Annotated in this window: 21 protein-coding genes and 1 pseudogene; 12 read left to right on the forward strand and 10 right to left on the reverse strand. The window is 71.5% G+C overall.

Annotated features, from left to right (window positions below; all coding sequences use genetic code 11):
• Nucleotides 1-121: 121 nt before the first annotated feature.
• Both IO20_RS0103200 and IO20_RS0103205 read left to right on the forward strand, forming a co-directional pair.
• The gene (locus IO20_RS0103200; protein WP_030546360.1) at nucleotides 122-1009 is read left to right on the forward strand and encodes a PhzF family phenazine biosynthesis protein; all 888 of its coding nucleotides are present in this window, start codon (nucleotides 122-124) and stop codon (nucleotides 1007-1009) included.
• 68 nt (nucleotides 1010-1077) lie between these two features.
• Nucleotides 1078-1605, forward strand: a complete 528-nt coding sequence (locus IO20_RS0103205; RefSeq protein WP_037634510.1) for a 2'-5' RNA ligase family protein — start codon at nucleotides 1078-1080, stop codon at nucleotides 1603-1605.
• A 268-nt stretch (nucleotides 1606-1873) separates the two neighbouring features.
• On the opposite strand, the gene IO20_RS0103210 is transcribed toward IO20_RS0103205, so the two are convergent.
• Entirely contained in the window at nucleotides 1874-2314 is a 441-nt protein-coding gene (locus IO20_RS0103210; RefSeq protein ID WP_030546356.1) for a hypothetical protein, read from the reverse strand.
• Nucleotides 2315-2747: 433 nt separating this feature from the next.
• Here IO20_RS0103210 and IO20_RS40205 point away from each other — a divergent pair, with 433 nt between their 5' ends.
• The 7 genes from IO20_RS40205 to IO20_RS0103255 all read left to right on the forward strand — a co-directional run bounded on the left by IO20_RS40205 (nucleotide 2748) and on the right by IO20_RS0103255 (nucleotide 10504).
• A complete protein-coding gene (locus IO20_RS40205; RefSeq protein ID WP_157850721.1) occupies nucleotides 2748-2915 on the forward strand; it encodes a hypothetical protein in 168 nt (55 codons plus the stop codon).
• Between the two features lie 443 nt (nucleotides 2916-3358).
• Nucleotides 3359-5395 carry a SpoIIE family protein phosphatase gene (locus IO20_RS0103220; protein WP_245684853.1) on the forward strand — a complete coding sequence of 679 codons (2037 nt, stop codon included), beginning with the start codon at nucleotides 3359-3361 and terminating at the stop codon, nucleotides 5393-5395.
• Between the two features lie 184 nt (nucleotides 5396-5579).
• Nucleotides 5580-6029 (forward strand): asparagine synthase-related protein, encoded by a 450-nt coding sequence (locus IO20_RS0103225; RefSeq protein WP_030546352.1) that lies wholly within the window; start codon nucleotides 5580-5582, stop codon nucleotides 6027-6029.
• Nucleotides 6030-6417: 388 nt separating this feature from the next.
• Nucleotides 6418-7254, forward strand: coding sequence for an AraC family transcriptional regulator (locus tag IO20_RS0103235; RefSeq protein WP_030546350.1), 837 nt, complete (start codon nucleotides 6418-6420; stop codon nucleotides 7252-7254).
• 80 nt (nucleotides 7255-7334) lie between these two features.
• Complete coding sequence (locus tag IO20_RS0103240; protein ID WP_030546348.1) at nucleotides 7335-7805, forward strand: cupin domain-containing protein; 471 nt, start codon at nucleotides 7335-7337, stop codon at nucleotides 7803-7805.
• Nucleotides 7802-8521: an SGNH/GDSL hydrolase family protein gene (locus IO20_RS0103245; RefSeq protein WP_030546346.1), complete on the forward strand. Its 720-nt coding sequence runs from the start codon at nucleotides 7802-7804 to the stop codon at nucleotides 8519-8521. Before IO20_RS0103240 ends, IO20_RS0103245 begins: the two co-directional genes overlap by 4 nt.
• 711 nt (nucleotides 8522-9232) lie before the next feature.
• Nucleotides 9233-10504, forward strand: a complete 1272-nt coding sequence (locus IO20_RS0103255) for a low temperature requirement protein A (protein WP_030546344.1) — start codon at nucleotides 9233-9235, stop codon at nucleotides 10502-10504.
• A gap of 447 nt (nucleotides 10505-10951) precedes the next feature.
• On the opposite strand, the pseudogene IO20_RS41145 reads toward IO20_RS0103255, so the two are convergent.
• The 3 genes and pseudogenes from IO20_RS41145 to IO20_RS0103270 all read right to left on the reverse strand — a co-directional run.
• Nucleotides 10952-11304 (reverse strand): annotated as a pseudogene (locus IO20_RS41145) (MBL fold metallo-hydrolase); the annotation flags it as partial.
• Between the two features lie 33 nt (nucleotides 11305-11337).
• Nucleotides 11338-11796, reverse strand: a complete 459-nt coding sequence (locus IO20_RS0103265; protein WP_157850722.1) for a tail fiber domain-containing protein — start codon at nucleotides 11794-11796, stop codon at nucleotides 11338-11340.
• A 38-nt stretch (nucleotides 11797-11834) separates the two neighbouring features.
• Nucleotides 11835-12149: a hypothetical protein gene (locus IO20_RS0103270; protein WP_030546338.1), complete on the reverse strand. Its 315-nt coding sequence runs from the start codon at nucleotides 12147-12149 to the stop codon at nucleotides 11835-11837.
• 347 nt (nucleotides 12150-12496) lie between these two features.
• On the opposite strand from IO20_RS0103270, the gene IO20_RS0103275 reads away from it, so the two are divergent.
• The 3 genes from IO20_RS0103275 to IO20_RS0103285 all read left to right on the forward strand — a co-directional run bounded on the left by IO20_RS0103275 (nucleotide 12497) and on the right by IO20_RS0103285 (nucleotide 15478).
• Nucleotides 12497-13102, forward strand: coding sequence for a hypothetical protein (locus IO20_RS0103275; RefSeq protein WP_030546336.1), 606 nt, complete (start codon nucleotides 12497-12499; stop codon nucleotides 13100-13102).
• 202 nt (nucleotides 13103-13304) lie between these two features.
• Nucleotides 13305-13535 carry a hypothetical protein gene (locus tag IO20_RS0103280; protein ID WP_030546334.1) on the forward strand — a complete coding sequence of 77 codons (231 nt, stop codon included), beginning with the start codon at nucleotides 13305-13307 and terminating at the stop codon, nucleotides 13533-13535.
• Between the two features lie 575 nt (nucleotides 13536-14110).
• A complete protein-coding gene (locus tag IO20_RS0103285; RefSeq protein ID WP_030546332.1) occupies nucleotides 14111-15478 on the forward strand; it encodes an MFS transporter in 1368 nt (455 codons plus the stop codon).
• 11 nt (nucleotides 15479-15489) lie between these two features.
• On the opposite strand, the gene IO20_RS0103290 is transcribed toward IO20_RS0103285, so the two are convergent.
• From IO20_RS0103290 to IO20_RS0103315, 6 genes are all read right to left on the reverse strand, one after another.
• A complete protein-coding gene (locus tag IO20_RS0103290) occupies nucleotides 15490-17382 on the reverse strand; it encodes a helix-turn-helix domain-containing protein (protein WP_031126781.1) in 1893 nt (630 codons plus the stop codon).
• 68 nt (nucleotides 17383-17450) lie between these two features.
• Nucleotides 17451-18296, reverse strand: coding sequence for a 3-hydroxybutyrate dehydrogenase (locus IO20_RS0103295; protein ID WP_030546328.1), 846 nt, complete (start codon nucleotides 18294-18296; stop codon nucleotides 17451-17453).
• 55 nt (nucleotides 18297-18351) lie between these two features.
• On the reverse strand, nucleotides 18352-18834 hold the full coding sequence (locus tag IO20_RS0103300) for an NUDIX hydrolase (RefSeq protein WP_030546326.1): 483 nt from the start codon (nucleotides 18832-18834) through the stop codon (nucleotides 18352-18354).
• A gap of 146 nt (nucleotides 18835-18980) precedes the next feature.
• A complete protein-coding gene (gene lnt, locus IO20_RS0103305; protein ID WP_030546324.1) occupies nucleotides 18981-20582 on the reverse strand; it encodes an apolipoprotein N-acyltransferase in 1602 nt (533 codons plus the stop codon).
• 80 nt (nucleotides 20583-20662) lie between these two features.
• On the reverse strand, nucleotides 20663-21229 hold the full coding sequence (locus IO20_RS0103310) for a hypothetical protein (protein ID WP_030546322.1): 567 nt from the start codon (nucleotides 21227-21229) through the stop codon (nucleotides 20663-20665).
• Between the two features lie 113 nt (nucleotides 21230-21342).
• Nucleotides 21343-22137 (reverse strand): glutamate racemase, encoded by a 795-nt coding sequence (locus IO20_RS0103315; protein WP_030546320.1) that lies wholly within the window; start codon nucleotides 22135-22137, stop codon nucleotides 21343-21345.
• Between the last annotated feature and the right edge of the window lie 23 nt (nucleotides 22138-22160).

The following is a 22160-nucleotide window of genomic DNA, read 5'->3' on the forward strand; positions in this document are numbered from 1 at the left end:
AAGTGGAGCTACTGGCGGCCCTGTCGATGGTGCTCCGCCGTAGGTCGTGTCCGGGCACGGAGCTCCGAGACGGTTCCCGTCCCCGGGGAACCACTCCGGGGCTCGGTGCCGTTCTCCCGGCATGAACTCCGTACGGGAAACCACCGACGTCCTGCGTTACACCGCCTTCTCCGACGATCCCGAGGGAGGCAATCCCGCCGGAGTCGTTCTCGACGCCACGGGCCTCGACGACGAGGAGATGCTGGCGATCGCCGCCGAAGTCGGCTACAGCGAGAGCGCGTTCCTGACAGCGCCGTTCGAGGGATCGGGCTCCGGCGCTTCGGAAGCAGAGCGCGCCTACACCATCCGCTACTTCAGCCCCAAGGCGGAGGTGCCTTTCTGCGGTCACGCCACCGTCGCGACTGCCGTGGCCCTCGCTGAGCGCATCGGCCCCGGCGACCTGGTGTTCACCACGCGTGCCGGGACCGTGCCGGTCACCGTGACGCGGGAGGGCGGGGCGCTGCGGGCCACGCTCACGAGCGTCGAGCCGCACATCGAGGAGATAGCGGCCGATGACCTGGCAGAGGCACTCGCCGCGCTCGACTGGCCGGCCGACGACCTCGATCCCGCCCTGCCTCCCCGCATCGCCTTCGCGGGCGCCCGCCATCTTGTCCTGGCCGCCGCGACCCGAGAGCGCCTGGCCCGCCTGGCGTATGACTTCGCCCGGCTGGAGGCCCTGATGCACCGGCTCGACCTGACGACGGTGCAGTTGGTCTGGCGCGCCTCCGCGGAGGTGTTCCACGTCCGCGGCCCGTTCCCGGTGGGCGGTGTGGTGGAGGACCCGGCGACCGGGGCGGCGGCGGCCGCCTTCGGCGCGTACGCCCGTGAGCTCGCACTCGTGCCCGAGGCGACGGTCCTCACCCTCCACCAGGGGGAGGACATGGGGCGTCCTGGCGTCCTGACGGTGGAACTGCGGGCGGGCGACCGGCGGATCAGGGTCGGCGGCGCGGGAACCCGCATCCCGGCCTGATCCAATCGCTCCCACCCACCTCCCGGTGCGATGGGCGCAGTAGCTGACTGGCCTGCGATGATGACGGCGTGCCAGAGCCAGGGACCACTGCCCTCGTCATTGCCTTGCCCGATGCCGACCCGCTCCTCGAGGCGGCGTGGCGTGTCGACCCGGCTCTGGTGCGTCGTGGGGTGCCGGCGCACGTCTCGCTCCTCTACCCGTTCGTGCCGGAATCGGCGCTGACACATCAGGACGAGAAGGGCGTGCGTTCCCTGGTTGCGCGTTTTCCGGCAGCTGATCTGCGCTTGGAGGAGGTCGTGACGGCGTCCGGCTTCGTCGCCGTCACCGTTCCGGGACTCCAACCGATCGTCGATGCGTTCCGCGACCAGTGGCCCGGGTTGCGCCCGTACAGGGGCCGCTTCGGGGCGCGGCCCGCCGCCCATGTCACGGTTGCCATGGGTGCGGACACCCCGGCAGCCGCAGCCCATGTCCGCGCCGCGATCGGCAGCCTGTTGCCGCTGGACACCCGTGCGGCGGCGGTCCAGCTGGTGGTGCTGACGGAGGACGGCTGGCAGCCGCGCTTCACCGTGCCGCTCGGCGTCCCGGAGGGACCGTAAGCACCGCCCAACCCGCCCGACGCCGAGGGCGGGCGCCGCGTCCGCTGCCACGGCAAGATCCTCGGCCGCGCCCGTGGCGCGGCGGCGGGCCGGCAGTCCGGAGCCCTTTCCCTCCGAGCAGTGAACACAGCAGCGCGGGCCGCCATCGGGCGAGTGCGGCGGCTTACGCTGCTGCGCTACTGCTGTCCGCGGGGCGTCGCAGGCCCGTTCGTCTTCTCCGGGTACTGCGCCCCGTCGTCGACCGTCTTTGGTTGGGGGTGATCCCCGATCAGCGGCGACCGGTGGCCAGCATGACGAGGAACTGGCCGCCGCCCGCCTCGACGTCAGCGGTCACCGGCAGCCCAGGTAGAAGTCGGGAGAACCGGTCCACCAGCCAATCCGCCGCCTCTTGGGCGTCCTTCCTGGTCGGACAACGGCCCACCATCTCGCGTCCCCCCTTGCGCTCCAACCTGTCGGCAACGGCGATCAGCGGCGCGGGTTCGACTACGTACAGGCGCTCCGGCCAGGCGATGACGACCTTGACCGCACCCTTGCGGCTATTGCACCCGCGGTGCGCGAGCCGCTCGGCGACCTTGGCCTTCCGGTCGGCGGTCCGGCTGTCGACACTGGGCCCCCGCTGGTCGTTGACCGACTCGTCGGGGTCGACCGGCTCGTCACACACCCAGCACCGCCAGCCGTCGCGCTCGGCCACATCATCAAGAAGACTCATCCCAGCAAACTAGCCTGCCCGGCCGCCACCCGCGCACCAGGGCCTCGGCAACGTCTCGGCACCGGTGGAACGGCTGCTGCGTGTCGCCGAGGGCCTGGGCACCCAGATCGCCATCCGGTCACGTCACGACTCGGCGGCCCCGCACGCAAGAGCGCGCGAAGAAGCCCGGTGTCCTGCTCCTCAAGCCCGGGAAACCCTTCTACCGCTCCTGTCCCGTCCGGGGCGAATTGCCAACAGTGTCGGTCGCGTTCGATGCCGGCGACGGCCCCACCAGCCGGGTCGAGCACAACGGCCACGACTGGCGGGACACGCTCAAGGGGATCGTCAGCGGCGGAACGAAGCCCGCCGTGCGGCATGTGCCCGCCGTCACGGTGTGGGACGTCTTCAGCTGGGGTCGTCGCCTCGGGGAGCGAAACGCGTCCCGGGCGCGGACGTGGACTTCCGCTGCGAGGCGACGACCAAGCAGACCCTCTGCGCGTGGGGAGACCCCAGCACCAGGGCCGTGGTGACGTTCGGCCCCACCTTCACCCTCGAACGGGCGGCGCCGGAGACCCACGAGATCCGCGACGACATACGCAAGCCGATCGGCCCCGGCTCGTGACGACTCCTGCGGTGAGACCGTCCTCCTCCACGACCCCGACCGCGGCGCCTCAAAGTGAGCACGGACGAGCTGCACGCGCCGCAGATCCGCGAGGTCCGTACGCACCTCGCGGGGCTGCCCCACCCCGACGTGATCCGAAAGAGAGACCCTGGTCCCGGTCTCCGGCCGGCCAGTAGCCACTGCCGCCCCGGCCGCGACCACGGGACCCTGGACGGCGAGTGCGGCGGCCGTGGCGAGTGGCGCACTGAGGCACAGCGCACACCCCACCTGGTGTCGTCGTGATGTCCGAACCTCGGACGGCGAGCAGAATTGACGTGAGGTTCCCGTCCGCCGACGAGTGGCGTGCCCGGCTTCCACATGTGCGCCTGAAAGGGCATCTGGTGTCAGAGAATCCAGCGGGAGAAGTGCAGGCTCAGGGGCCGCTCTGGTCGGAGCCGGGAACCTTGCTGGAGCACGTGGCCGTCGCCGTGCTCGGGATGGATGACGAGGACCGGATCTGCTACTGGGGACCTGGCGCGCAGAGACTCTTCGGATACAAGGCCGGGGACGTTCTTGCCAAGCCCGCCGCGACCCTGTTTCCCGCCGCCCCCGTGGACGGGACCAGTGCGGCAGAACGGCTCGCGGAACGTGGTCGCACCCTGGGCTACTGGCGAGTAAGAATGCCTGCCCTGCACCAGGACGGAACGGTCTTCGACTGCGGATTCCGGGTCTTCCCTGTTACAGGCCGCCAAGGCCGCACCGTCATCATCGGCCTGGCCAGCAGGGGCGACGAACTCGACCGGGTGAAGACCAACCTCTCCTTCCTCGACGCGCTCTTCGAGACGTGCCCGATCGGCCTCGTCATGCTCGACGAGAACCTGCGCTACGTCCACCTCAACCAGGCCCTCGCCGACATGGACGGAATCCCGATCGAGAACCACATCGGACGCCGTATGGAAGATTTCATGATCACGTCCGACGGAGGCGAGTACCAGCGCATGCTGCACGCCGTCGCCGACGGGGGGCAGCCCGTCGTGAGCGCGCTGGTCGTCCTGCGCACGCCGGGCCGTCCCGACCGGGACCAGGTGCGCTCGGTGAGCTTCTTCCCGTTGAGCCAGGCGGGCGATACGCGGCCGGGATTGGGCGGTCTCCTCGTGGACGTCACCGATCGCGAGCAGGCCATCGTGGAAGCGACGGCCGGACGGCAGCGGCTGGCTCTGCTGGACCGAGCCGCGGCCCGGATCGGCACCACACTGGACGTGGACGTCACCGCCCGTGAGCTGGTCGAAGCGGCCGTTCCGGAGTTCGCCGACGCCTCCGTCGTGGAAGTCGTGGAGTGGATGGACGAACCCGAGGTGTTCGACCCGGACCTCCCCCTGGTCACGCGACGCATCGCATCCGGCACCAGCCTTCCGCCTCCGGCCCCCGAACTCGTCGGCGGGCTGGAACGCGTGACGTATCCCCCGGGATCCACGATCCACGAGACACTGAGAACGGGCCTGCCCGTCTGCGTCCCCGTGAACGACGAGTTCATGACACGGACCGTCATCCACCAGGCCCGGGCCCAGCTGCTGATCGACAGCGGCCTGACCTGCATCCTCATCGCTCCCCTCATCGCCCGGGGCACCGTCCAGGGAATCACCATGTTCGGCCGCTCCGCCGCCCGCCCAGCCTTCACCGAGCAGGACCTCAGCCTGGCCGGCGAACTCGCCTCGCGCGCCGCCCTGTGCCTGGACAACGCCCGCCTCTACAGCCAGGTCCAGGAGATCGCGCTCACCCTCCAGCGCGCGCTGCTCCCCACCAACCTGGCGACCAGCCCGTCCCTGCGCATCGCTCACCGCTACCTCCCCGGCAGCCACCTCACGGAGGTCGGGGGCGACTGGTACGACGTGATCGACCTGCCGGGCGGCCGGGTGGCCCTCGTGGTCGGCGACGTCATGGGACATGGTGTACCGGCGGCCGCGGCGATGGGCCGGCTACGGATCACCGCCAAGGCGCTGGCCCGCCAGAACCTGGAACCCGACGACCTCCTCATGGAACTCGACGCCTGCGTCCAGGAAGCGGGCATCGAGCTGGCGACCTGCCTCTACATCCACTACGACCCCGCGACGGGCCGCGCCCACATCGCGAACGCCGGCCATCCCCCACCCCTCGTACGCGCACCGAACGGCTCGGTGAAGATCATCGACAACGTGCCGGGGGTTCCCCTCGGTGTCGGCGGCTTCCCCTTCGGCACGCACGAGATCGCACTCCAGGAGGGAGACATCCTGGCCCTCTACACCGACGGCCTCATCGAGTCTCGCGGCAAGGACATCGACGAGGGCATCGGAGCACTCCGCACCCAACTGGCGGGTGTTGCGGGTACGTTGGAAGAGACGGCGGACAGCATCCTCACGCACCTGCTGCCGGCCGGCCCGACCGACGACACCGTGCTCCTGCTCGCCCAGGTCACTGAGCGTCGTCATCCGTCGGCCTCGACGCCGACGGACGGCGACGCCTGAGCCCGGGGCGGGTCGAAGACGCGTGGGACGCGTCGGCCTTCGGCCCCCGAGCACCGGGCACCGGGCACCGGGCACCGGGCACTGCGGTTCCAGAAGCTCTGCCTCGCCATCCGGTGGCTGGAGGGGGTGTCGTTGCGGTGGTCCAGCATGGGGCAGATCAGCGCTGCTGCTCACCGCGCACCCGATGATCAAGACTCCCGGACGCAGCGCCTTCGCCGGACTGCGCGAGGTGCCCCCCGGTACGACCGTGGTCGTCTCCTCCGAAGGCGAATCCAGGCAGCGCTACTGGTCGTTGCCGCCGGCCGAGCACCGCGACGACCTGCCCACCACGGTGGAGCGAGCGCGAGGGCTGCTCGGGCAGGCCGTGCGGGGGCAGCTGGCGGCGGACGTCCCCGTCTGCATGCTGCTGTCGGGCGGCCTGGACTCCAGCGCACTCGCCGCGCTCGGCCGTCCTGCCGCCGGGAACCTGCACACCCTGTCCGTCGACGTCGGGGCCCGCGCCGCGAGCGGCGACGCCATGGGCAGGGACCCCGACGGCCCCTACATCGACCTGATGGTCCGGCACCTCGTCACCGCCCACCGCACGGTCCGGCCGAACGTGGGTAATCTGGCCGACCCCGCGCTGCGCGCCTGAGCCGGCCGCCTGCGCGACGGGCTGACGATGGGCGACTTCGACACCTCGCTGCTGCTCCTGTTCCGGGCCGCGGAACAGCAGCAGGCCCCGGGGCGAAACCCCGGGGCGCGCACCCAGGCGGCATCGGGGCGGCCGTCCACGACCACAGTTCCCGTCCGCGGTCGTCTCGGCGGTCGTCGCGGGGGGGGCGACCGACGTGCTGGTGGTGCCGAGGATGGAGGGCCGCAAGCGCCGTTTCGGCAAGGTCCAGCAGACACGGGAGCGCTTCCTGGCGTCGACGCTCAGGACTACCGGGTACCGGTAAGAACCGCGTCACCAGCCGCAAACGGCGGTGATCAGTCCTGGGATGGTGATCTTGCTGGACTGGGCGGCTCGTACACTGACGAAAATGGAGGACCACACGGCCACCGGGATCGGTGCACGTCCGGCGCCCGCCTTGCGGCAGTACGTCGACTCGTATGTCGGTTTCGACCTCCGCGGGCTCCCGGCGGGGGTGCACTGCGGCCCGCCGAGTCGCGCGCTCACTGCGGTGATCAGCCTGTCAGGTCCTCTGGAGGTGGCGGCGGGCGTTGACGACGGGTCACCGGTCGCCCGCTTCAGCAGCGTGGCCGGCGGTCTGATGTGCCGGTCCGTCGCGGTCCACCACGACGGACGCCAGCAAGGTGTGCAGGTTTCGCTGACCCCGCTCGGGGCCCGGGCCATCTACGGCATGCCCGCCGCCGAGCTCGCCCACCGCCTGGTCCCACTTGACGAGCTCCTCGGAGCGCTTGGCGTCGAGCTGGTCGACCGGCTCCGATCGGCGACGACATGGGCGGCGCGGTTCGCCGCGCTGGACGAATTGCTCCTCCGGGCTGTCGGCCGTGGCGCCTGCGGCGGCCGTGTGTGCCGGGTGCGCCCCGAGGTGGCCGAGGCGTGGCGCCGTCTCGTCGCCGCGCGGGGGTGTGTCCAGGTCGGTGCGGTCGCCGCGGAACTCGGCTGGAGCCGTCGGTACCTCACCGAGCGGTTTCGCGGTGAGGTGGGCCTGTCGCCGAAGACCTTCGCCCGCGTCCTGCGCTTCGAGCACGCGCACGAACTGGCGGCGACGCAGGACCCGCTCCCGTGGGCCGATGTGGCAACCGTCTCCGGCTACGCCGACCAGGCCCATCTCGTGCGGGACTGGCGCGAGTTCACGGGCCGATCGCCGACGGCCTGGCGGCGCGGGGAAGTCCTCCTCGTGAACGGGTAGCCGCCGACCGGCTGTGTCGCGTCGGCTTCCGTTCCCATTTCTTCAAGACCGCCCGATCGCTGTCGTGGACGATCGTCGGCATGAGACTCGTCAACCACGAACGCGACGCCATGGACCTGCGGACCACCCCCGTGCACCTCGGACTGGGATCGCGAGCGAAACCCGTCGAGGGCTTCGCCTGGGACCCGGAGGTGCTCCAGGCCTACAGCGCCGCGGTCGCGGCGGACGGCGCCGAGGGCCGGATGGTGATGATCTTCGACGGGGACGGGCCCGGCGACCACTGGGAGAGCCACCCCGCAGGCGACGAACTGGTCGTTTGCCTCAGCGGGTCCGTGACGGTCACCCGCGACGTGGACGGGGTGCTCGACCGCGTTCTGCTCGGGCCGGGCGAGGCCACCATCAACCCGGCCGGGGTGTGGCACGTGGTCGACATGGAGGGGCCGACGTCCATCCTGGCCATCACCGCGAGCCTCGGCACCGACCACCGTCCTCGGACCGACACCCGCCCGACCGAACGCGTCGGCACGCCCGGCCCGGAGGAAACGCCGTGACGACACGCGTCGCGTGCCTCGGCGACAGCCTCACCCGCGCGCAGTTCAGCGTCGACTACCTGGATCTTCTCGGGCGACGCCACCCGCCCGGTGACGTGCGGCTTGCCCGCTTCGGCGCCAACGGCGACTTCGCCTACAACCTCCTGCAGCGCCTCGATGCCGTCGTCACGAACCCACCCGACGTCATCACCGTGTTGATCGGGACCAACGACGCCCGAGCGAGCCTCGCCGGCTACCCCGTCGAGCAGGCCATGAAGCGCAAACAGCTCCCCGAGCGCCCGTCAGCCGGATGGTTCCAGCAGTGCCTGGGGGCCGTCGTCGCACGGCTGCGAGCGGAGACCGACGCGACGATCGGTCTGCTGTCGCTCCCGGTGCTCGGCCAACAACTCGACGGAGCGGCGGCCCAGGCATCGCAGACGTACAGCCGGATGATCGCCGAGGTCGCCGCCACCGACGAGGTGGCCTACCTTCCGCTCCACGAACGCCAGATCGAGGAACTGCGCCGAGCGGACCCGCCGCCGATTCCATACCGGGAGGTGACGCCCGCGGCGGTCGTCGGCGTCCTCGTCCAGCACGCAGTGCTGCGCCGCGGCCTCGACACGATCTCGCGGCGCCGAGGCCTCGTGTTCACGACCGACCACATCCACCAGAACAGCCGCGGCGCCACCCTGATCGCTGAGGTCATCGACGCCGGTCTGCTGACCCAGAGCGTGTAGCTGCCTGGGACCATGCGTTCCGTGCATGATCCGGTCGCACCGCCCCGGTGTGGGAGGCCCGAGACTCCCGACGCGGCAGCGCGCCGGCAACTCCACCCGCACCTGCTCGGGCCTGTGCTCCTTGTGCGACACCACAGCCGTACGGGCTCGGGCTCACCCGCACGAGGGACACCGGGCAAGATCACCGCCGTTTGCGGCTGGTGACACGGCTCCTACTGGCACCCCTTCATCGTGGGGCTCGTGGTGTCGCGCTACGGCGCCTCGAAGCTCGTCGCCCTCGCGGCCGGCGGCGCGGCCTTCCTGGGTGCGGCGGGACTGGAGATGGTCATCCTCGGCTACCTGACGCCCAGCTGAGCGGGCTGGGTGCGGTGCGGCCCAGCTCCCGCGCCGCACCCAGGCCAGGCGGCCGAGCATCTGCGCTCGGCCGTGCGGGCGCTGCCCCCGACCCCCGTGCTGTCCTCCGGCCTCGGGGAACATCGGTACAGCGGTCAACGCCAAGCCGTTGATCATGATCTCTGGTGCGTAGACCCCGACGAGCACGTCAGGGACCGAGCACAGAGGTACGTCCAGGACAGACCGCTGCCCGAATGGCCGCAGCCCGCGATGCTGCTGGGGATCGGGCGGGCACGGGGTTTCGCCGTTGTCGCCGGAGAACTCTGCGTCGGCAGAGCTGCCGGGCGGGCAGGGACAGCGCCAGAAATACTGCTGCACATGAATGATTCCCCGCCCACCGGCAAGTTCGGTCTGTCGCGACGGCTGGTTCCCATGACCGGACGTGACCCGGAAGAGCACGGGCGGACCGCCTCGCCGCTGGAGCTGCTGTTCGACCTGACCTTCGTGGTCGCCGTCGGTACGGCGGCGTTCCAGTTCGCCGAGATGGTCGCCGAGGGGCATGCCGGCCAGGCGGTCATCGCGTTCGTCCTGGCGATGTTCGCGATCAGCATCGCCTGGATCAGCTTCAGCTGGTTCGCCTCCGCGTTCGCCACCGACGACTGGCTCTACCGGACCGTGACGATGCTGCAGATGATCGGCGTCGTCGTGTTCTCGCTCGGCCTGCCCGCGATGTTCCACTCCGTCGAGGAGGGCGGTCACCTCGAACCGCGTGCCATGGTCATCGGCTACGTCGTGATGCGGATCGCGATGGTGCTCCAGTGGTGGCGTGCCGCCCGCCAGTCCCCGTCGTTCCACGACGTGGGCATGGCCAACATCCGCTGGACGGTGATCGTCCAGGCCGGTTGGATCGTCGTGGCCTTCGTCCACATGCCGATCGCCGTCGTCTTCGTCGCGTTCGGCATCCTGGGCGCCCTCGAAATCGTCCTGCCGGTGCTCACACAGGGCTCCGCGGGTGGCACCCCCTGGCACCCGCACCACGTCGCCGAACGATACGGACTCTTCGCGATCATCGTCCTCGGCGAGGGCGTCGTCGGTACGGTCGCCTCGTCCGGAGACCTCCTGGGAGGCGGGGACGGCACACACTGGACCTGGAACGCCATCGCCGTCGTCATCGCCGGTGTCGGCCTGACCTTCGGCATGTGGTGGATGTACTTCCTGACGCCGTTCGGCGACATCCTGGTGCACCGCCGCAGCCGCGGATACCTCTTCGGCTACGGCCACATCCCCCTGTTCATCGGCGTCGCCGGCGCCGGCGCCGGGCTGCACGTGGCAGGCCTGTACATGGAACACCACGCCAAGATCTCCGGCACCGCCGTCGTCCTCGCCCTCGCTCTCCCCGTCGGCCTCTACCTGCTGATGGTCTACCTCCTGCACACCCTGCTGCTGTCCACGGCAGACCGCTTCCACATCCTTCTGATCGCCCTCACCATCGCCGTACTGCTCACGGCAGTCCTCCTGGCCGCCGCCGGCGTGGCCATCGCGGTGTGTCTGCTCGTGGTCATGCTCGCGCCCTTCGTCACCGTGATCGGCTACGAGACGATCGGTCATCGCCACCAACAGCAGATGCTCAAAGAGCTCGGTACGCAGTAGGCATCGGCGGGGACCACGGTCGGTTCGGTTGAACGGTTTCACGGGCCGCCAGCGCGGCGCGACCGTCCGGGCCCTGCTCGCCGGGTACCCGCCGCGGCGCGCAGATCCGGAAGGATCCGGAGACGAAGGAGCAGTACGGGGGCCGGTGCCGTGGTGGGTACGAGATCAAGCTCGTCGACATCCCCTCCTGGCGCCTGGCGGCCCTCGAACCCGTCCCTGTTCCCTCGCGGCTCACGCGGGCTCCTGGATCAGGATCCCCCGCTTGGACCACACCCCGTCCGAACGCCTCCGCTTCGTCCTCAGCGGCGGCCGGCCGCACCGGGCGAGCGAATGCGCCGGCACCCCCGCACGCTCCCTCGAAGACCAGCTCGCCGAGATCGTGCAGGAGATCACGCTTCGCGGCGAAGCCGCCGAACGCAGACGTCTCGACGAGATCGAAGCAGCGCGTCAGAAACGCGTCCGCTGGGAAGCCGCCTCGGCACGCCGGGGGCGGCGCCACGGGCGCGCGATCGGACGGGACACAGCCCCTACCACGACTCACCAGGCAGCTTCCCCGCAGGCTCGAAAGGCTCACCGAGCCGCGGGAGCGCCACCACCTGGCAGGCCTCCTCGGCCGCGTCCCTCGTCCACTCCCCCGGCTCCGCCCACGCATGCAATGCCAGCCTGAAGGTGCCCCAGTGGAGCGGCAGCAGCACGCCACCGGGTGCACCTCCCTGCAGGTCAAGGCGGGCAGGGACCCCCTGCTCGGGCGTCATCTGCATGTCCGGCCACCCGCTGGGCAGCGCCGTAGTTGGTCCGTGGGGTTCTTGGCCAACATGTCGCTCCATCACGTCTCAGAGCCCGGTCGCTTGTCGAGCCGGCACACCTGACGTCGGCTCATCGCCTTCCGGGCTACCTTCTTCCCAAGCTGGCCGCTCCGGGCCTGCCAGGGTGGTGTGCGGCGAACTCTGGGCTCGCAGGGCCGCGATTTCGCCCCGTAGCTCGGTCAGCTCCCGGTGCAGTGTCTGGATTGCGACGATGGCCACCCCGTTGGCGTCGGTACAGCAGATCGTCCTGTCGTTCTCACCCACCCCGAACGCTTTCCACCAGTCCTGCGCCATGGGTCCCAGGTGGCGTACGTGCGGAGGGTCCCAGTGATACCGCCACGTGCTGACCGGCAGCCGTACCACCTGTTCCAGCACCTGGTAGCCGTTGACCGGATCGCTGCCGCACACCGCCCCCGAAACGGCCCCCGACGCCAGGCCGGCCGCGGAGGCATCCTGCCGCAGACGCCTCCTGACACGGGTCGGCATCCACATCCTGGCCAGGGTTGCCCTCAACCGCCAGCCGCTCATCGCTCCCATACCACCGCGGTGACCTCGGTCTTGAGCGCACGATCCGAGAAGAGCAGGCTGCCACCACCACCGCGGTTGGCGGGGTGGTCCACCGGCAGCTGGACGAGACCGTTCCCCAGCCCGCTGCTGTAAGCGGTCTCACCAACCGCCGTGACGTCATGGTCTTTGTTGATCATCGTGGTGTCGTAGGCGGCATTTCCGACCGCCAGAACGTTCGTGCTCGCCGCGGCCGGAACGCTCAAGGCGCCGGTGCAGGCAGCCGCCGTGGCCGACAGCACCAGCAGACGACGGGTAACGCGCTTCGTGGACATGGAGCATCCTTCCTGACGGGACGCCGAATGCGTCCGCGACACCCCTAACGGCCTAACGCCCCGAAAGGTACGTGGCCTTCCGCACACGTCTCTGCGGGTTCTCTGGGGCAACGGGTATGGCACGACTGCGTCCTCGAGGGCCCCACCGGCTTGGCCAACCCACAGAGGCGTCGCCGGCCAGTAATGGTCCAGTAACGACCTCCTCCTAGCGTCTCGGGAGGTCCGCTCCCCTACCCCCGGTGTCCGGGGGTGGTAGGGGCAGGCGACCTCGTACCAGCCTTGGAGGCGTCAGTAACGACACGCCGAGCGCGGAGAGCGAGAACAGGCTGAAGAACGCGGCCTGGGCGGTGCCGAACTCCTGGCGGCTGAGAGCGAACGCCCCCTACCTCAACCGCAACAGCCCGGCCGGCTCCACCCTGAAGCTGACCGGTGTGCGCTTCTCGTACGCCGACGGGGTCCTCGCCGAAGCCTCCACTTGGACGTACGACACGAAGGCCACCGGCAGGGCCGGCTGGGGCGCCCTGGAGGCTCTCGGCGACGGACGCGTCGCCGCCTCCTGGAGCGTCAACAAGACCGCCACGGCGCCGGGGAAGGGCCACACGGTGGTGCTCTCCGCCGCCGACGGCACCGTCGGCTGGCAGACGGAGAGCACGCTCTACGGCCGCCAGCTCCATCTCGACGCCTCGCGCGGCCGGCTCGTCGCGGTGGAGCAGGCCGACGCGACCGACGGCGTGCGGTACGAGATCGTCGCCTACGCCCTCGCGGACGGCGCGCGCACGACGCTCGACAACCGCGTCAACGCCCTGCCCACCGGATCCCGTACGCCGACGGGCACGCGGTCGCCCACACCTGGCTCACCAGGGCCCCCGTCGGCACCGGAAGCACCATGGGCATGCGCACGGTCGTGGAGATCCGCGACGGGCGCACGGGCGAGGTGCTGCTCCAGAAGCTGACCGGCGGCCTCTTGACGCACGGCAACTACTTCACCGGCGAGGAGGGCCTGCTCGTGGCCGGCACCGCTTCGTTCCGCGCCTTCGGCGCCGACGGCGCCTACCGGCAGGTCTTCACCGTCCCGACGGTGGAGTCCGGCGGCTTCGTCACCGGCCCCGGCGGCCGGCGCCTGCTGATCGGCGGCAGCCAGGCGGGGACGTACCTGTGGGACCCGGCCGTCCTGGCGGCCCGAACTACCCGAACCAGGTCGGCAAGAACAACTACGGCGGCGCCCGTGAGTACGTCACAGCCGACTTCGACGGGGACGGCGTCGACGAGATCGTCAACCTCAACTTCGACGACACCGGCCACGACCTGATGGCGCAGTCCCTCGGCGGCCGCTACCAGGTGTCCAACACCGCCCTCACGCAGGTGACGGTCAACACCCTCATCTGAGACCGCCCCTTCGCCCCCCCCGGCCGGCCCGCCCCGGCCGGGGGCCCGCCCCGTGTGCGGGGGTGACGCGCTCACGTGCGCGGTCCCGAGCTCTGGTCCATACACGGTCCAGCACCCCAATGGACGCGCCGTCCGTCATTCTCGCTGCTCAGAAGGATGTCCCGGCTGTATCACCAGCAGACGAAGAAGGGCCGGCGCCCCACATGGAAGATCGCAATCTACGACCGACCTTGGCGCATCCATCGGAACCCGGTCTGTCGCAGATGTCGGAGTTCAACGCTGGTTAGTCGGCACCGAGTCAGCACGGGAGAGGTCGGAAGGTGGTGCTGACATGGGATTTCAGTCAGCACGGGGGTCAGCGGCGCGCCACCAAAACGGGCTCGATCAGTGCAATCCGGACAGCCCCGATCCAGGCCCCTCGCACGCCTTCGGCAGGGTCGCGACAGCAGGCCATGGAGGCCAGGGGCACACGACCCAGCCGAACTATGGTGTCCCACCACATACGCCCCTGACCTGCGGCTTCCTACGGTATGGCGACACCGAAACGTCCCCGTACCTGCCTGGAAGTGGTGCACATGGCCGCCGCAACACCCTCCCCGACGCCACCCAACTCCCTCAAGAAGATCGTCGCCGCCAGTCTCATCGGGACCACCATCGAGTGGTACGACTTCTTCCTGTACGGGTCCGCCGCGGCGCTCGTGTTCAACAAGCTGTTCTTTCCCGACTCGGATCCGCTCGTCGGGACCCTGCTGTCCTTCCTGACCTACGCGGTCGGGTTCGCCGCACGGCCCCTCGGGGCGCTGGTGTTCGGGCACTACGGGGACCGGCTCGGGCGGAAGAAGCTGCTGGTCCTGAGCCTGCTGCTGATGGGTGGGGCGACGTTCGCGATCGGTCTGCTCCCGACGCACGCGACGATCGGGTCCGCCGCTCCCGTGCTGCTGACCGTGCTGCGGCTCGTGCAGGGCTTCGCGCTCGGTGGTGAGTGGGGCGGGGCCGTCCTGCTCGTTTCCGAGCACGGGGACGCGAAGCGGCGCGGGTTCTGGGCCTCGTGGCCGCAGACCGGCGCGCCGGCCGGGCAGCTGCTCGCTACCGGTGTGCTCTCCGCGCTGACCGCGCTGCTCTCGGACGCCGCCTTCGTCTCCTGGGGCTGGCGCGTTCCCTTCCTGCTCTCCGGCGTCCTGGTGATCGTCGGCCTCTGGATCCGGCTGTCGGTCGACGAGTCGCCCGTCTTCAAGGCGGCCCTCGCCGCCGCCGAGGAGCGCAAGGCCGTCGCCGGGCAGGTCGAGAAGATGCCGCTGGTCGCCGTCCTGAAGCACCACTGGCGGGACGTGCTGATCGCCATGGGCGCCCGCATGGCGGAGAACATCTCGTACTACGTGATCACCGCGTTCATCCTCGTGTACGCGACCACCCAGGTCGGCCTGTCCAAGCAGACCGCCCTCAACGCCGTACTCATCGCCTCCGCGGTCCACTTCGCGGTCATCCCGCTCTGGGGCGCGCTCTCCGACCGCCTCGGCCGCCGTCCCGTGTACCTGATCGGCGCGGTCGGTGTCGGCGCCTGGATGTTCCCGTTCTTCGCCCTCATCGACCGCGGCACCTTCGGCAGCCTGCTGCTCGCGGTCACCGTCGGCCTCGTGTTCCACGGGGCGATGTACGCGCCGCAGGCCGCCTTCTTCTCCGAGATGTTCGCGACCCGGATGCGGTACTCCGGCGCTTCCATCGGCGCCCAGTTCTCCTCCGTGGCCGCCGGCGCGCCGGCTCCGCTCATCGCGACGGCCCTCCTCAACGACTACGGCGACTCGACGCCCATCGCCCTCTACGTGATCGCCGCCGCGCTGCTCACCGTCGTCGCCATCGCGTGCGCCCGGGAGACCCGCGACCGGGACCTCGGGGAGATCGAGGAGCGGACCCCCGCCGACTCCCGGGTCCGCGCCGACGTCTGACCCCGGGTGTCTCACTTTCCGGTGACGGCGTCCGAGAGCGCGTGCAGGCGCAGCGCCAGCTGGATCTCCAGGGCGCGGGACGGGGACTGCCAGTCGGGGCCCAGGAGCCGCCCGACGCGTTCCAGGCGCTGGGCCACCGTGTTGACGTGGACGTGGAGTTCGTCCTTGGTACGGGCCGGGCTCATGCCGCTCGCGAAGTAGGCGTCCAGGGTGCGGACCAGGTCGGTGCCGCGGCGCCGGTCGTAGGAGACGACCTGGCCTATCGTCCGGTTGACGAAGCCGTCGATGTCCCGGCCGTCGGCGAGGAGGAGGCCGAGGAAGCCGAGGTCCTCGGCCGCCGCGCCCTGGCCCGAGCGGTGCAGGAGCAGGAGCGCGTCGAGGCAGCGGCGGGCCTCCTGGTACGCGCCGGCCACCTGGTCCGGCCGGTCGAGGGGTGCCCGTACGGGGGCGGAGGCGCCGACCGTGACCGGTTCGCGCAGGGTGCCGCCGAGGCTCCGCGCGGTCTGGCGGGCCAGCTCGGCGGCGCTCTCGCCGGGGCCGAGCGGCAACAGCAGGACCGTACCGCCGTCGCGTGCCGAGGCCAGTCCGTGGCGGGTGGCGGCCAGGTGGGTGGCGGCCGACCACAGGCGCTGACGGTCGGCACTCTCACGGCCGCCCGCGTCGGGGCCGGCCGTGCCGCCGGCCCGGTCGACGCGGGCGGCGAGCACGACGTGCGGGGCTTCGCTGTCGGTACGGAGCCGGGCCGCGCGCTCCTTGAGCAGGCGGCGGTCCCGGTCGGGGGCGTCGAGGAGGTCGTCGAGGAGCTCGCCCCGCACCCGCTGCTCGGCCTCGCCCGCGGAACGGCGGGCGAGCAGCAGGAGGGAGGTGACGAGGGCGGCCCGCTCCAGGGTGCGCTGGTCGACCGGGTCGAGGTCGGGCTGCCCGTGGAGGACGAGGGCCCCGAGGCTCTCCCCGCCGGCGGAGACGGCGGCCACCCAGTCGTCGCCCTCGCGGACCGCGTGGCCCCCGGCGCGGCGGGCGGCTCCGGCGCCCTCGTCGCTGAACTCAACCGTGCCACCGAGGACTTCGGAGACGGCGTCGGCCACGTCGTGGACGCCGCCGCCGTGCAGGACGAGTTCGGAGAGCCGGTCGTGGACCTCGGAGGCCCGTTCGATGACGCCGCTGTGCTCGCGGATGATGTCGTTGGCGCGCTCCAGCTCGGCGAGGGCGGAGCGGGTCTCGGCGAGGAGGTTGGCCGTGTCGATGGCCACGGCGGCGTGCGCGGCGAAGGAGCCGAGCAGCGCGACCTGTTCGCGTTCGAAGACCCTGGCCCTGCGGTCGGCGGCGAAGAGGACGCCGATGACCTGGCTGCCGAGGCTGAGCGGGACGCCGAGGATGGCGACGAGGCCCTCGTCCCGTACGGCCGTGTCGATGGTCCTGGTGTGCTGGAAGCGCGCGTCGTCGAAGTAGTCGTCGGTGACGTACGGGCGGGCGGTCTGGGCGACGAGGCCGCCGAGTCCCTCCCCCATGCCCAGTCTGAGCTGCTGGAACCGCGCGGAGACCGAGCCCTCGGTGACCCGCATGTACGTGTCTCCCGCGGCGGGGTCGTTGAGGCTCAGATAGGCGACCTCGGTGCCGAGGAGGGAGCGGGCGCGCTGGACGATGGCGCGCAGCACCGCGTCGAGGTCACGGAGTCCCGCGAGGTCGTGGGCGGTGGCGAAGAGCGCGGACAGCTCCGCCTCGCGGCGCCGCCGCCCCTCCAGCTCGGCCCGGACGCGCAGGGCGAGCTGCTTGGCCTCTTCGAGCTCGGCCAGCGCCTCGGGGCCCGCGCCGCTCGCACGGGCGAGCAGCACGGGCCTGTCGTATGCCTCCGTGGCTGCTCCCCGGGCGAGGAGTTCCAGGTAGGAGACGTGTTCGTGGGACATGGACACAGGGATACCTGCCGAACGTGTGGTCGCACCACCCCTGTGGACAACCTTCACAGGGACATCCTTCAGTGGGCGGTCCAGCCGCCGTCGAGGGTGAGGGAGGTGCCGGTGATGAACGAGGCGTGGTCGGTGCAGAGATAGAGGACGGCCTCGGCGACCTCCTCCGGTTCGATGAGGCGCTTGAGCGCCGAGTCCTTCAGCAGGACCTCGGAGAGGACCCGCTCAGGGGGGATGCCGTGGGCGGTGGCCTGGTCCGCGATCTGCCGTTCGACGAGCGGGGTGCGGACATAGCCGGGGTTGACGCAGTTGGAGGTGACCCCGTGCGGGGCGCCTTCGAGGGCGGCGGTCTTGGAGAGGCCCTCCAGGCCGTGCTTGGCGGCCACGTACGCGGACTTGAACGGGGAGGCGCGCAGGCCGTGGACGGAGGAGAGGTTGACGATCCGCCCCCAGCCCTGGGCGTACATGTGCGGCAGGGCGCCCCGGATGAGCCGGAAGGGTGCCTCCAGCATCACGGTGAGGACGGTGTGGAAGACGTCCGGCGGGAACTCCTCGATGGGGCGGACCAGCTGGAGTCCCGCGTTGTTGACGAGGATGTCCGCGCCCGCGGCGGCGGCCTCCGCGGCGTCGAGGTCGGTGAGGTCGAGGAGCCGGGGTTCGAGGATTCCGGGGAGCGCCGCGGCCTCCTCGGCGAGGGTCTCCAGGCCCTCGGCGGCGCGGTCGACGGCTCTGACCCGGGCTCCTGAGGCGGCGAGCCGCAGCGCGCAGGCGCGCCCGATGCCGCCGGCCGCGCCGGTGACGAGCGCGGTGCGGCCGGTGAGGTCGAGGACGACAGCACGGGGCCGGGGTTCGGCGGAGACGGATCCGGTACCGGTACCGGTAGCGGCACCGTGGGCGGTGAGGGAGGCGCTCATGCTCCGCACCCTATGAAGGGCCTCTTCCCTCACCGATGTGCGCCGGGGCCATAGTTCAGCTGGCCACTGTGGTGCGGAACCATGTGGGTGCGTCGGCCATGGCCTTCTCGATCCGCAGGTACGAGAAGCGCTTCATGTCCGGCAGGTCGTCCACGTCGAACCAGCGGACGTCGGTGGACTCGTCGTCGTTGACGCGTGCCTCGCCGCCCACCGCGCGGCAGCGGAACGTCACGTCCATGAACTGGCACTCGTCGCCGTTGGGATAGACGACGGGCTTGCTGAGGGTCTCGACGAGCACGATCCGCTCGACCTCGCAGCGCACCGCGGTCTCCTCGTACACCTCGCGCACCGCGCAGTCGGCGGGCTGCTCGCCGGGTTCGACGATGCCGCCGACGATCGCCCACCGTCCGTTGTCGGCCCGCCGGCCGAGCAGCACCCGGCCCTCGTCGTCGAAGACGACGGCGCTCACTCCGGGGAGGAAGAGGAGCTGATGGCCCGCGGTCGCGCGCAGGGCCTGGATGAAGTCAGGGGTAGCCATGGACCGACCCTAGGTCATCGGATCGTCGACGGATCGGGCCGTGGGACCGGCCGTGCGGGCCCCGGCCCGGTCGTCGGCCGATCGGGCCCCGAGGCGCGTCACTCGGTCCGGGGCCCGGTCGTCGGCCGATCGGGCCCCGGGGCGCGTCACTCGGTGCGGCCGCCGCGCCGGGCCCGTACGGAGCGGAACGCCGACCAGCCGAGACCGGCGGCGGCGAGCGCCACGAGCAGGGCCTCGGGCAGCGTGCCCATCCGGGTCGCCGGGGTCAGCGAGGAGCGCAGCGGCACCTCCTCGACCAGGACGTCGGGGGTGAACATCTTCGTCTGGGCGACGATCTCGCCGTCGGGGCGGATGACCGCGCTGACCCCGCTGGTGACGGGCACGACCACGGACCGGCTGTGCTCGACGGCCCGCACCCGGGACATCGCGAGCTGCTGGTAGGTCATCTCGGTGCGGCCGAAGGTGGCGTTGTTGCTGGGGACGGTGATCAGCTGGGCGCCGTGGGTGACGGTGTCGCGCACGGCCCAGTCGAAGGCCGCCTCGTAGCAGGTGGCGAGGCCCACCTTGGTGCCGGCCAGGTCGAAGACGCCGACCTTCGTGCCGGCGCCGAAGTCCCGGCTCACCCGGTCGACGTTGCTGTTGAAGACGCGCACGAGGGACCGCATGGGGATGTACTCGCCGAACGGCTGGACGTGCCGCTTGTCGTACGTGGCGACCGGGCCGCGCTCCGGGTCCCATTCGATGAGGGTGTTGCGGAGCTTGCCGGTCTCGGGGGCGACGACCGCGCCGATCACGGTCGGTACGCCGATCGCCCGGACGGCTCCGTCGATGACGTCGGCCGCGTCGGCGTTCGCGTACGGGTCGATGTCCGAGGAGTTCTCGGGCCACAGTACGAAGTCGGGCTGCGGCGCGCGGCCCGCCTCGACGTCCGCGGCGAGCTCGCGGGTGCGGGCGACATGGTTGTCGAGGACGGCCCGGCGCTGGGCGTTGAAGTCGAGGCCGAGGCGGGGCACGTTGCCCTGGACGGCGGCGACGGTGGCGGTGCCGTCCTCGGCCGAGTCGTCGACGAGAGGCAGCGCGGCGAGGGCGCCGGCGACGGGGAGGAGTACGGAGACCGCGGCGACGGCGACCGGGCCGCGGGGGACGGCGCCGGTGGCGCGGTAGGCCCGGAAGCGCCGGTAGGCCTCGTACAGGCCGAATCCGCAGAGGGCGACGGCGAAGCCGAGCACCGGCGTACCGCCGACGGCGGCGAGCGGCAGGAAGACACCGTCCGCCTGCCCGAAGGCGATCTTGCCCCAGGGGAAGCCGCCGAAGGGCACGCGCGCGCGTGCCGCCTCCGCGAGGATCCACACGGCGGCGGCGAGGACGGGCCACGCCGGGAGCCGGGAGACGGCCGCGATGCCGAGGCCCGCGACGGCGACGAAGAGCGCTTCCAGGGCCGCGAGGGCGAGCCACGGTCCGGCGCCGACCTCCTCGCCGGTCCAGACGAGGAGCGGCAGGAGGAAGCCGAGCCCGGCGAGGTACCCGAGGCCGAACCCGGCGCGGAGACGGCGGCCCCGCAGGACCCAGCCGAGCAGGGCGAAGGCGGGCAGCGCGAGCCACCACAGGGGGCGCGGCGGGAAGCTCAGGTAGAGCAGGAACCCGGACAGCAGAGCCGCCCCGGGCCTCACGAACCGCAGCAGCCGGGAACCCGGTGTGGGTGCGGGGTCGGTTCCGGACGCGTCGACGGGGGTGATGGTGGCGCTCACCTTGCGGAGTCTACGGGGCGTCCCTGTGGTCCCCGCCGTCCGTCCCCGCGGGCCGGGATGCCGGTATGGCCTGGGCGGGGTCAGACGCCCGTCGGTGTCGGCGGGGCCGGTGGGGCCGGGTGGCGGAGGTGGTCCCGGATGACGCGGACCGCGGATTCGGCGTCGTCGACGGTGACCGTGAACGTACGTCCGTCGCCGAGGCGCAGCACCAGGCCCTCGCCCCGCCGGACGATCACGGCCGTGCCCTTCTCGGGGCGCCAGCGGTAGCCCCAGCCGCCCCAGTGGCGCGGGGTGACGCTCGGCGCGAAGTCCGCGCCGACGATGTGGGAGAGGAGGATGCGGCGGCGCGGCACGCCGATGTGGCCGCAGCGGACCTCCATGGCGCGGTCGTCGACCTTCACGGCCACGTGGACGAACGCGAGCGTGCCGAAGAGGACGAGCAGTCCGGCGGCGACGCAGCCGATCACGGCCATCAGCAGGGCGAGGATGCCGGAGGTCCAGGCCGAGGCCACGGCGATGGTGATGCCGAGGGCCATGCAGGCCGCACCGGCGAGGGCCGCCACCCACTGGAAACGGTTGGTGGCGCGGCCGGTCCAGACGGCGGGTGTCCCGTCGTCGGCGTGCGGGGTCCGGGCGTGCTGCCTCATAGGGTAAGACTACCCAGGATCGGCTGCGACAGCGCGCCGGAACGAAGCCTTCCGAGCACGCTCCGTGAGCGAAACTCCCGCTCGCGCTCGGCGAGCGTGTCCTCCGTGCACGCTCAGTGAGCGGAGGCGACCGCCCCGAGGGTCCGGCCTTCGGCATAGCCGAGGGCGGTGGCGGGCAGCGGGCCGGGGCGTCCGCTCAGCAGGACGGAGAGGCCGCCGGTGGGGTCGGCGTCGGGGGCGGGCTCGGCGCCGAGTCGGCGCAGCGCCTGCGCGGCGACGGCGTCCGCGGAGCCGTGGAAGACGAGCGGGGGCAGTCCGGCCCTGCCGCGGGCTTCGAGGGCGGCGAGGATGCGCTCCTCGACCAGTTCGTAGTGGGTGCAGCCGAGGACGACGGTGCGGACGTCCCGGGGGGTGAGCGCCGCCGCGGCGGCGACGGCCCGGTCCACGGCCGCCGGATCGGCGTGCTCGACGGCGTCCGCGAGCCCCGGGCAGGGCACCTCGGTGACCTCGGCGCCGTCGGCGAAGTCGCGGATGAGTCCGCGCTGATAGGCGCTGCCGGTGGTGGCCGGGGTGGCCCAGATGGCGATCTTGCCGCCGCCCGCGGCGGCGGGCTTGATCGCGGGCACGGTGCCGATGACGGCGATGTCCGGTTCCAGCGCGGCGCGCAGCGCGGGCAGGGCGTGCACGGTGGCGGTGTTGCAGGCCACGATCAGCGCCTGCGGGCGGTGCTCGGCGGCGGCGAGCGCGACGGCGAGGGCGCGCTGCGTCAGGTCCTCGGGGGTACGGGGTCCCCAGGGCATGCCGTCGGGGTCGTTGGAGAGGAGGAGATCCGCGTCCGGCCGGAGCCGCCGCACCGCGGCCGCTGCCGGGAGGAGGCCGATTCCGGAGTCCATGAGCGCGATCTTCACCCGGTCACCCTAGCCGATGAGCC

This window comes from Streptomyces exfoliatus (assembly GCF_000725545.1).
Lineage (GTDB): Bacteria > Actinomycetota > Actinomycetes > Streptomycetales > Streptomycetaceae > Streptomyces > Streptomyces exfoliatus.

Excerpts from the sequence above, each read along its gene's own strand:
- IO20_RS0103225 (WP_030546352.1), top strand. The coding sequence starts at position 5,580 with ATGATCAAGACTCCCGGACGCAGCGCCTTCGCCGGACTGCGCGAGGTG.
- IO20_RS0103310 (WP_030546322.1), bottom strand. The coding sequence starts at position 21,229 with ATGAGGCAGCACGCCCGGACCCCGCACGCCGACGACGGGACACCCGCC.
- IO20_RS0103270 (WP_030546338.1), bottom strand. The coding sequence starts at position 12,149 with ATGTCCACGAAGCGCGTTACCCGTCGTCTGCTGGTGCTGTCGGCCACG.
- IO20_RS0103255 (WP_030546344.1), top strand. The coding sequence starts at position 9,233 with ATGAATGATTCCCCGCCCACCGGCAAGTTCGGTCTGTCGCGACGGCTG.
- IO20_RS0103300 (WP_030546326.1), bottom strand. The coding sequence starts at position 18,834 with ATGGCTACCCCTGACTTCATCCAGGCCCTGCGCGCGACCGCGGGCCAT.
- IO20_RS0103285 (WP_030546332.1), top strand. The coding sequence starts at position 14,111 with ATGGCCGCCGCAACACCCTCCCCGACGCCACCCAACTCCCTCAAGAAG.
- IO20_RS0103240 (WP_030546348.1), top strand. The coding sequence starts at position 7,335 with ATGAGACTCGTCAACCACGAACGCGACGCCATGGACCTGCGGACCACC.
- IO20_RS0103210 (WP_030546356.1), bottom strand. The coding sequence starts at position 2,314 with ATGAGTCTTCTTGATGATGTGGCCGAGCGCGACGGCTGGCGGTGCTGG.
- IO20_RS0103235 (WP_030546350.1), top strand. The coding sequence starts at position 6,418 with ATGGAGGACCACACGGCCACCGGGATCGGTGCACGTCCGGCGCCCGCC.
- IO20_RS0103265 (WP_157850722.1), bottom strand. The coding sequence starts at position 11,796 with ATGCCGACCCGTGTCAGGAGGCGTCTGCGGCAGGATGCCTCCGCGGCC.
- IO20_RS0103200 (WP_030546360.1), top strand. The coding sequence starts at position 122 with ATGAACTCCGTACGGGAAACCACCGACGTCCTGCGTTACACCGCCTTC.
- IO20_RS0103295 (WP_030546328.1), bottom strand. The coding sequence starts at position 18,296 with ATGAGCGCCTCCCTCACCGCCCACGGTGCCGCTACCGGTACCGGTACC.
- IO20_RS0103290 (WP_031126781.1), bottom strand. The coding sequence starts at position 17,382 with ATGTCCCACGAACACGTCTCCTACCTGGAACTCCTCGCCCGGGGAGCA.